We start from the raw sequence: 11,092 nt of genomic DNA on the forward strand, positions 1-11,092 counted from the left end.
AGATTATAGTAGTGCCAAAGTCAGAAAAAAGGAGGGTAGCGGTTATTTTGTAAAGGAATTATAGAAAAAGATTACAAGAGAGAGAAAGAGACTATGAAGAGATTTCGAAAGTCGGCTATAGCCTTAGTACTTGCACTCCTGATGGCACTACAGGGAACAGAGCCTATTTTTGTACAGGCAAAAGAGGCCATTGAGGATGTACAGAAGAATGCAGATTTCTCCAGACCAGAGGCTTTGACGGAAGAGGAAGCAGGGATTACAGATTCCACATCTGGAGAACAAGATAAGAGTCAGCAGTCTGATGCGGACGTACAAAATGAAACGACGCCATCAGAAGATACAGAGACGCAGGAAGAACAGACAACTCCAGCGGAAGAAACAGAAGAAAATCCGCAGGAAAAAGAAGTGGAGTTGAAAGAACCACAGGATTACTATCCGATTCCAGAAGAACCGGAAGGTGAACTGATTGATTATGATGCCATTTCCAAGACTTATAAGACAGGGGACAAGCAGTATACAACCGTTTATGGAGGTTATGTCGGAACTTATAAGAATGAGGATGGAGATACCGAGCTGGTTGATAATACACTTGTAAAACCAGAAGAAGCAGATACTCCGGCATCCGAAGAAGCACAGGAAGCCAGCAGTGTAGTGGCAACTGAAGAAAAGGAAGAGAAAACAGAAGTTTATCAGAACAAGGCAAACGATTATGCTATCCTTCTTCCGGAACAGATGTCAGAAGAGAATGGTGTAACGATTGAAAATGGAAAGACCAGAATCGGGATCATTCCGGTAGATGGAGATTATACACATTCCGTTATTAAAGACAATGCGATCCTTTATAATGAAGTTTACGAGGGCGCAGATGTTCAGTATACAGTACTGGATTCCAGCATTAAGGAAGATATCGTACTTCAGCAGCCAACAGACAGGGAAGTCTATGAATACGAGCTGCAGATTCCGGGGTATCAGGCAGAAGTAAAAGACAATCAGGTCTATATCTATCCGGAAGGGAAGACAATCAAAGATGCGAAGTATCTTCTGGAGACGCCATCAATGGAAGATGCTGCCGGGGAAATCAGTTTCCTGATCACATTGGAACTTCGGGAAGAAGATGGAAAAACAATCCTGACCGTAAAACCAGATAGGGATTGGCTTTCGGCAGAAGAACGTCAGTATCCGGTCAGGATCGATCCGACACCAGTAGAGATTCAGAAGAGTTCCTTTAACATGATCGGTGTGGAAGAGGGAAGTCCTACCAGTCAGATTGGTGACAACAATTATCCGTATGTCGGATTTGATGATGGTATTAAGTCTGGGAACCTTGCAGGATTTGGTACTGCACACCAGAACTGCCGGACTTATATCAAAGTAAATTCAAATTTTAGTCAGATTCCGAAAGATTCCAAAATTGACAGTGCAACATTTGCAGTCAGTCAGAAAACTGCATACAGTGGTGGTGCATCCCAGTTTGGACTTTATCGTGTAGATCAGTCGTGGAACACCTCCATCACATGGAAAACAAAACCAGTAAATCTTACGTTTCAGGATGTACAGAATGCAAGTACCAGCAGGAACAGCTATATCAATTATGACGTCAAAGATCTGGTCAATGACTGGGTGCAGGGAACTCATGCGAATAACGGATTTGCACTGGTAGCCATTGCCGAGGCAAATAACCTTGGAGCTTCTATGCAGTGTGAGGTACTGAATAACAGGGCATCCGTTTATGGACCGAAACTCAGCATCCAGTGGTCACCGGCTGAAGATCCATATCTGCGAGATATGTCACTGGATGAAACAACGATCCTGCTTCGCCCGATGACAGAAAAGAATACAAATGGAAAGCTGAAGTTTGATGCCGTATTTGCAGACGGAATTGCAAAGAGCAAATCTACAGTAGAATATTATCTGCTTCCAGATGAGGAAAATGAAGAACATCACGAAACAGATGCAAAACCATTGTATTCCTATCCAGACAGTACTGAATACAATAAGCAGTTCCCGGAGGCGAATAAGTATTACAGCAAAGATTCCAACTGGCAGAGTGCACTGTATTCAGGGCTGACGAAGGACAAGCTTTATAAGATCAAAGCAAAAGCATCGAAAGAGATTGATGGAAAGCTGGAAACAGGAAAAGAAGTGACCAGTGACAGCTTTGTGATCTATGAAGTGAAGCAGTTTGATACATTCCCGAAGATTGCAAAATATTATGGTGTTCCGCTTAAGAACATTATGAAAGACAATCAGGTTATGGACGCACTGGTAGTCGCAAATAACACGATCTTTATCCGTAACCCACAGACAAATGTTCCATATAGTCCTGCACCGCTTACCGATCAGGATAAGATGCGGATTGACGGAGCATTGATGGGAAGAGGCCTGCACTGTGAATTTGGATTTGAACCAGTCAACTTAAATACTGGTAACTTCTACATGGATCAGTCCGATGCGACGATGAATGAACTGAATGGAGAATTCTCCATTACAAGAAGCTACAATTCCAAAGGAACAGACCAGCATTCCATGTTCGGACGTGGATGGAGCTTTAACTATGACCAGTCACTTTCTCAAATGGAGGACGGAAGTCTTCTGTATATGAGAGGGGACGGAAGTTATCTGATCTTTGATAAGAATGAAGATGGAAGCTACACTACTCCGGATGGTTATGTATATGATTTAAAAGCAGTCAGCTATAAAGATACAGACCATGACTACATCGGATGGGAACTGACAGATGCGGATCAGAGCGTCTGGTCATTTGATAAATATGGAATTTTACGTTATGTAACGGATGTGAATGGATTTAAGACAGTATTAGATTATGACGATGATTATAATCTGAGTAAGATTACAACACCATCCGGAAAAACATTCGGGGTAAAACAGGATAAATTCGGGCATATCAAGGAACTGTCTCTTCCAGATGGTGGAAAAGTTTCTTACAAATATGATGAGCAGGGAAATCTGATATCTGTAACAGATCCGAATGGAACAACAAAAGAGTACAAATATGATGATGACAGCCGTATGACAAGCTGGAAAGATGAGAATGGCAATACGGTTGTAAAGAATACTTACGATAAAGAAGGAAGAGTTGTAGAGCAGACTGATGCAGAAAAAGGAACGGCAACTTTCAAGTACGGAAAGAGTTCTACTACAACAACGGATAACGAAGGAAATAAGACCGTTTATCATTATGATGATCAGTACCGCACAACATCCATTGAATATCCGGATGGAACAACCTGTGAAAAGACTTATAATGCAGAGAATCAGCTTGCTTCCGAAACGACAGCAGCCGGAACAAAAACTTACACTTATGATACATTTGGCAATGTAGCAACGGAGACAAGAGAGGATGGAAAGACAGCCTCTTATACTTATAATGAGCAGAATAAGCTGACCAGTGCAACTGGATATAACGGAGCAACGGTTACTTACAGTTATGACGGTAATGGAAATATGGTCACATCTACAAAACCGGATGGAACAGCCATTACCTATACTTACGATGACAAACATCGTATGGTATCCCAGACAGACGGCAGAGGTGTCACAACAACGTATTCGTATGACGGACCGAACATGACCGGATATGTGGATGGAAATGGAGCAGCATGGGGATTCACGTATGACGCGATGAATCGTGCAGTTACCATGACAGATCCACTTGGAAATGTAACCTCGAACAGTTACGATGCGAATGGCAATCTGACTTCCAAGACAGCAGCCGATGGCGGTGTGACCGCTTATACGCTGGATGGTGTGGGAAATATTACAGCAAGTACTGACGCACTGGGGAATACCACCACTTATACTTATGATAAGATGTACAACATGACCAGTGGTACAGATCCGAAAGGAAATCAGATCAGCTACGTTTATGATAAGAATTATCAGCAGGTCAAAGCAACCGATGCAAAAGGAAATACAATTACTTATAAGTATGACAGCATGGGACGTGTCATAGAAGAGAGTAATAAAGATTTTGGAACAAAGCTCTATGAATATGACAAAGCAGGAAATCTGAAAAAATATACCGATGGAAATGGAAATGCAACCGTATCCAAGTTTGATTCTCTTGGACAGGTGCTTCAGTCCAAAGATGCAGTTGGTAATATAACCAAATATGAATATGACGCATTAGGAAATGAAACCAAGATTACTTATGGAGATGGAAGCAGCCATTCCAAGGAATATGATAACTGCGGAAGACTCGCTAAAGAGACAGATGAATTAGGTGCAGTTACCACTTATACTTATGATGCGGCAGACAATCTGGTATCAAAATCAGATGACAGTGGAAGAACCTGGACTTATACCTACGATAATACAGGAAACCGCTTAAGTGAAACCAACCCAGAAGGTGGAACTACCACATATACTTATGATAAAGCAGGAAATCTGGTATCTTCTACCGATGAAGAGGGAAGAACAGATACTTATGCTTACGACAAGGCAGGAAATCTGACTACATCCAAAGATGCCCTTGGATATACCGTATCCATGAAGTATGACTTAAATGGAAATCTGGTATCCTCTACCGATGAAAATGGAAATACCAGTACCATGACTTACGATGGTAATGGAAACATGACATCGGTAAGCGATGCAAAGGGCAACATTACAGCAATGAAATATGATTCCACCGACAATCTGGAACAGACGGTGGATGCCCTGAAAGGAAAGACCACTTACGAATACGATTCACAGGGCAACAGCACAAAGATGACAGATGCCCTCGGCAATGCGTATAGTTATGTGTATGATAAAGAGGGAAATAACACATCCATAATACTGCCGACAGGGGACAAGGTGCTGATGGAGTACGATGCCATCGGACAGCTTGTAAAATGTACGGATGCACAGGGACTCGTAATTACCTATCAATATGACGGAGCAGGCAACCTGATCCATTCCTCCGACAATGGTGGAAACAGTATGGATTATACTTATGATGGTGCCGGAAATGTACTGACACAGACCGATGAACTTGGCAGGACAGCAACATACAAGTACGATCAGTACGGCAGACTCCTGAAACTTACTGAAGCAGACGGAAGTATCACATCTTATGAATATGATGTTATGGACCGCATTACAGCGGTAACGGATGCGGAAGGTCATAAAACAACCTTTACCTACGATAAAGTCGGCAACCAGTTATCCATGACAGAAGAAGAGGAAGCCACATATAAATACGCTTACGATAAGAAAGACCGGGTTATTTCTCAGACAAATCCACTGGGAGCATCCAGCACCTTTAAGTATGACGGAAATGATAATGTGACGGAATCTGTCGATGAAAACGGTACGGTTACCAAGTATGCTTACGATAAAAATGACAATCTCGTATCCCAGACAGACGGAAATGGAAATACGACAACCTACCAGTATGATGAACTGGACCGCAAGATCGGTGAGACTTCTCCGTTAAAAGAAACAAATGAATACCGTTATGATGCCATTGGAAATCTTACCAAATCAAAAGATCCGATGGGACTCATTACCGAATACAAATATGACAGCCTGAGTAACATGACGGAACAGATTTCTCCAAAGGGAGCAGTTACCAAATATGATTACGACAAGCATGGCAATGTCATTTCTGTAACGGATGCAAAGGGAAATGAGACACAGTACAGTGTTGACCTGAATGACAATGTCACAAAGATGACACAGGCGAATGGTGGAGAGTATACCTATAGTTATGATAAAGCCGGACGTCTGAAGAGTATGACCAGTCCACTGGGTTATACTAAAAATTTCTCTTATGATAAAGTGGACAACGTGGTAAAAGAAAGCGACAGCTTAAAGAGTACCACTACTTATACTTACGATAAGCTCCATAACATGAAGTCTTCTACCAATGCACTGGATGGAACAACCAGCTTTTCTTATGATAAGTATGGCAATCTGGTGAAGGAGACAGATCCGCTTGGACGGAGCAATACCTACAGTTATGACCTGGCAGGTCAGATGACTTCTGCAGCTGATCCGCTTGGTAAGATAACTGCTTACACTTACGACCCGGCAGGAAATATTACTGAGATCACCAAACCGGGTGGAAGAAAGACCAGCTATGGATATGATAAGAATTATAATGTTACATCTGTAACAGATCCGATGGGCTATGTTGCAAAGACAGTCTACGATAAAGACAACCGTGTAACAGAAGAGACCGATGCACTGGGGCAGAAGGAATCCTATACCTATGATAAGGACAGCAGGGTAACTTCTATTACAGACAAGCGTGGATTCACAACGGGATTTGATTACGATGCACATGGGAATATTCAGGTTGTTACAGATAAGACCGGATTAAAGAGCCATCTGGAATATGACAAGAATGACAACCTGACCAAAGTAACTGATGCCCTTGGCGGTGTAACAACTTATGGTTACGACAACATGGATAACCTGGTGACCTTCACCAATGCAGCAAATAAGACAACGAATTATACTTATGACTTAGAAGGCAACCTGACATCCATCAAAGATCCGGCAGGAAGAACGGAGAAATTCGACTATGATGAAAAAGGCAGACTGACCGGACATACACAGGCAAGCGGCAAGAAAACCACGTATGATTACGACAAACTGAATGACCTGTTGGAGAAATCTTATCAGGACGCAAAAGGCGAGACATCCGAAAAGGACGTGACCTACGCATATAACAGTGCCGGGGAACGGGTATCCATGAAGGATCAGACAGGCAAGAGCAGCTACGAATACGATGCACTTGGAAGAATCACCAAAGTGACAAGCGGTTCGAAAAAGGATGTCAGCTACGTTTATGATGACGCAGATAATCTGCAGGCAATCGTATACCCGGATGGGACAAAGATCAGCTATGAATACGACTTAAATGATAATCTGGTAAAACTGACAGACCGTAATAGAAAAGTAACCACTTACAAGCATGATGCACTGAACCGTGTGGCAGAAGAACCGACGGAAGTATCTTACGATGCAGAAGATCATATCACAAAGATTGTGAATACCTGTGGTTCCTGCGGCAAAGTAATCAGTACTTATGAGTACAAGTACAATGATCAGGGATATGTAGTTGGAGAAACAGCTACGGAACTGGAAGCTGGAACAAGAAAGACGCCAAGCTGGGAAGACTGGTACAACTGGGGCGATACACAGAAAGAGACAGACAAAGCAGACTGTGAGCATCAGGAAAAAGAGATCCAGACGACACGTACCTATGAATACGATGACAACTGGGAACTGACACGCTGTACAGAAAAAGCAGAGGGCGGTAAAAAGACAGTCCATAATTATACTTATGACAAGATTGGAAACCGGACCTCTTACGAGAAGATCGAGGATGGTGTCAGCAAAGCAAAATATAACTATAAGTACAACGATTCCAACCAGCTCATCAAACGCACCAATGCAAAGATCTGGGGCGATCCGGGAACAACCTACAGCTATGATAAAGATGGCAATCTGATCCAGGAATGTGATAAGACAAACAGTGCAGATCCGGTTACTTATGAATACACAGCAGAGAATCGTTTGGCAGTAGTAAAACAGGGTGGAACAGTCCTGATGGCAGCCATGTACGATGGAGATAACAACCGGGTATTCGAACTTGATAACACCTATAAATGGGAAGACTGCTATGGCGATGAAGTCCTGATCCCGGCGAACCAGCGTACCGAAGATGGAAACAGCCCGAAAGAGCAGCTTGCCTCTCTGGTAAAAAGGCGGTTCCAATGCCAAAGGATGCACACTGACAGAGTATATCAACGATATCAATCGCGAGAATACAGAAGTCCTTGCAGAGTATGGAGCAGACGAGAAAGTACGTCAGGCTTATACTTATGGAGAAAGTGGAATCGGAGAACGGGTAAGCGTTGATAAATCGGAAGAAAGCAGTTATTATTTATATGACGGAAGAAACAGCGTGACCGGAATCCTGACCGAAACAGCTAATCTGACGAACAGTTATCAGTATGATTCATACGGTAACCTTACATCAGGAACAGCAGACGGTGTCAATTACTACGGTTACAATGGGGAGTCCACAAATGTAAAAACAGGACTTCAGTATCTGCGGGCAAGATACTATAACGCAGAGAACGGAACCTTTACAACTGAAGATAGTGACCTTGGAACGACAGAAAATCCATTGACCAGAAACCGCTACGATTATACGACCAATAATCCGCTGAATTACAGTGATCCGACAGGACATTCATTGTGGAGCAGGATTAAGAGTACAGCTAAAAAAGCAGCGAAAGCAGTCAAGAGTGTCGGCAAGAAAATCGTTAATACTGCGAAAAAGGTAGTCAAAACAGTAGTAAATACAGCTAAGAAAGCAGCAAAAACTATTGTTAACACAGTGAAGGGGGTAGCAAAAACTGCCAAAAATGCAGCTAAACATGCAAAACAGACATATCAATCTGTGAAAAATCGTGTAACCAGTAGCAGTACATATCAAAAGATCACATCCAGAGGAAGTCAGTTTATTCGTTCTGTAAGCAATGGGGTACAGAAAATTGGAAAAACTTATACATCTTTCAAATCCTATGTTTCAGAAAGAACGGCAGAAATCCGCTCAGAAGTGGTACGACATATGTGTACGACAACAAATCGTATTACAGATAAGCTTGGAAAAGTAGACTGGAATGCGGTGAAAAAAGTAGCCATTGGTATAACTGCGGTTACAGTTTCTGGTCTTGTAGTTGCTGCAACAGGCGGTTTGGCTGCAGGAGCAGTTCTGGCAGCATTGCCAGCAATGGGTGGCTTAGGAACGGCGATGGTTTCAGGAGCAGTTATTGGAGCTATTGGTGGAGCTTCATATAGTGCAGTGAATTCAGGTTTGTCTGGAAATAGTCTGAAACAAGTAGCAAAAGATACGTTAGTCGGTGGTATTGCAGGAGCAGTGACAGGTGGCGTTATGGGTGGCCTTAGTTATGGGGCTGGGAAACTTTTGAATGTAGTAAGGAGTGCAGGAAGTACCCATAATGATGGGATTGATAAATCGTTTAAAAATTAGTTGCAGAAGTAACCGAAACAAAATTGCCAGAAGGCACTTGGGAAAAACCACCATTAGAGCGAGGAGATATTATTGACAAAGCTATGGGAAATAACTTGGGACACAATTTCCCGACCATAGATAAAGTAGAAAATGGTGTTGTGACTAGTGTTAAAAGCCGAGACTTAGGTGCAAAGACTTATCAAAATGGTAATAAATTGGAAAAGGTAATTGTCAAGGACATTAATAAAGTTTCAGGATTTATAGGAGAAACATTTAATGGTAAATTTGTTAATGCGGAAGAAATAGTGGGTAGACAATTACAAGTAGTTGTTCCAAATGTAACATTAAGCGAAGCTCAGATAAATGCAGTTAATAATGCTACAAAACATGGTATTGATAAAGGTGTTAAACTCATTATTACAGTAGGAAAATAATAGCAAAGTAAATAGCTTAAGGGGAATATTTTATTCCCCTTAAGTAATAGAGAGGAGAAAACGGATATGATTTCTGTATATTATAATCAAAAATATGGTTTCTTAATTGTGCCTAATGCCATTGAAAGGTTTATGGGATGTTATATTTCTATCGAACCTACAATTGAAATTATGGCTGAAGAAACAATAGATAAGATAGGCTGTGCAATTAGAAAAGGAATAAAAATTGCAGAAAGTTCCCCAAAAGTAGACGAATCTCAATTAAACAATTTTTGGAAACAAACAAAATATAAAAGTTTTCCAACATTTTCCAAGAATTATCAAAGAATTGATTTGAAACAAAATGGAGATGAATTAGAAATTAGAAGATGGGAACGGAATAATAGAGGGGGATATTCGCGAAAAACGGAAGAAAAAGATTATATTAATTTTATAGAAATGTCGGATTATGAATTGGGCTTGTTTATAAAAAAAATGTTTGAACCATGTGAAATTAGAATTGATGAAACAGAAAGATTTGAAACATTAGAGGGGAAAATAATTAGTTATTCGATTCCAAATGAGCATTATAAAAATATTGGTGATGGTCATACAGATTCTTATATGACATATAGAAATGAAGATTATGATAAGTTGTATATTTCTTTTTTGATAGGTGATGGAACTGATTGTACAGATGAAGTAAGCATAAAAAATCATTACAAAAAAATATACAAGCAAATGTCGAATATTAAATTTGAAAGTAAATGTAATAAAAAATATGTACATTTTTTAACAGAAAATGGAGAAGTATTGCTGAGTTTTATTGATAATGGTTATGTGGAGTTTTTTATGTGCATTCCATATAATATTGAAAGAAAAGTTCAAAAGGAGTCAATAGAACAGTATTTAAAAATGTTATTTTCGATAAAAATTGAAGATAAATAAAGCGTGAAGGAGAGAATATGCAAAAGAAGAATTGTGTTTTGTGCATAAGTATAGGAATTATAGTATGTATATTGTTATCAGCTTGCTCCAGACAACCAGACTTTGATGCCAAATCCTACGTCCAAAGTTCTCTTGATGCACACTATCATGGAGAATATAAGGACTATGCGAATCTGTTAGAAATCTCGGAAAAAGATGCCAAGAAAGAAATCGAAGAGGATTTTAATGAGAGTATCCAACAGCAATTTGATGATTCCGATAACATTACGGATAAAGGAATTGCTGATTATGCGGAAAAACTGACAGAAGTAAAGAAACTGGCAAAATACAAAGTACAAGATGTGAAAGAAGAGGATGGAGTCTATACAGTAAGTGTACAAGTTGAACCATCCAATGTATTTCAGACATTGCAACAAAGCTCTACAGAGGTAAGCAATGAAAAAATAAAGCAGGGATTGGATGGAAATGATCCGGAAGTCTTTGCAGCTGTATTAACAGAAAGTGTCCAGAAGAGTCTTGAAAAGAACAGATATGGAAAAGCTGTTACTGTAAACGTATCCGTGGAAAAAGATAACTCAGGAAAATATGGTCTTTTGGATACAGAGATGAATAAGTTGGAAGCAGCGATGTTCCCAACAGAATAAGAATGAATGGAAAGCTATCAGAGGAAAAAAACTGGTAGCTTTCTTTTAAACTCCAAGACAAGAAAACTTGTTAAAAAAGCTATTGTAAT

5 protein-coding genes are annotated in these 11,092 nt (G+C 40.5%); all 5 read left to right on the forward strand.

Annotation, left to right across the window (positions count from 1 at the left end; genetic code table 11):
* Positions 1–93: 93 nt before the first annotated feature.
* The 5 genes from ROSEINA2194_RS06360 (at position 94) to ROSEINA2194_RS06375 (ending at position 11,003) form a co-directional block, all read left to right on the forward strand.
* The gene (locus ROSEINA2194_RS06360; protein WP_007884650.1) at positions 94–7,875 is read left to right on the forward strand and encodes a DNRLRE domain-containing protein; all 7,782 of its coding nucleotides are present in this window, start codon (positions 94–96) and stop codon (positions 7,873–7,875) included.
* 46 nt (positions 7,876–7,921) lie between these two features.
* Positions 7,922–9,016, forward strand: a complete 1,095-nt coding sequence (locus tag ROSEINA2194_RS21845) for an RHS repeat-associated core domain-containing protein (protein ID WP_007884651.1) — start codon at positions 7,922–7,924, stop codon at positions 9,014–9,016.
* A gap of 23 nt (positions 9,017–9,039) precedes the next feature.
* Complete coding sequence (locus tag ROSEINA2194_RS06365) at positions 9,040–9,432, forward strand: endonuclease toxin domain-containing protein (RefSeq protein ID WP_007884652.1); 393 nt, start codon at positions 9,040–9,042, stop codon at positions 9,430–9,432.
* Positions 9,433–9,498: 66 nt separating this feature from the next.
* Complete coding sequence (locus ROSEINA2194_RS21480) at positions 9,499–10,359, forward strand: contact-dependent growth inhibition system immunity protein (RefSeq protein WP_007884653.1); 861 nt, start codon at positions 9,499–9,501, stop codon at positions 10,357–10,359.
* A gap of 17 nt (positions 10,360–10,376) precedes the next feature.
* Positions 10,377–11,003 carry a hypothetical protein gene (locus ROSEINA2194_RS06375; RefSeq protein WP_007884654.1) on the forward strand — a complete coding sequence of 209 codons (627 nt, stop codon included), beginning with the start codon at positions 10,377–10,379 and terminating at the stop codon, positions 11,001–11,003.
* The last annotated feature ends 89 nt before the right edge of the window (positions 11,004–11,092 follow it).

This window comes from Roseburia inulinivorans DSM 16841 (assembly GCF_000174195.1).
Lineage (GTDB): Bacteria > Bacillota > Clostridia > Lachnospirales > Lachnospiraceae > Roseburia > Roseburia inulinivorans.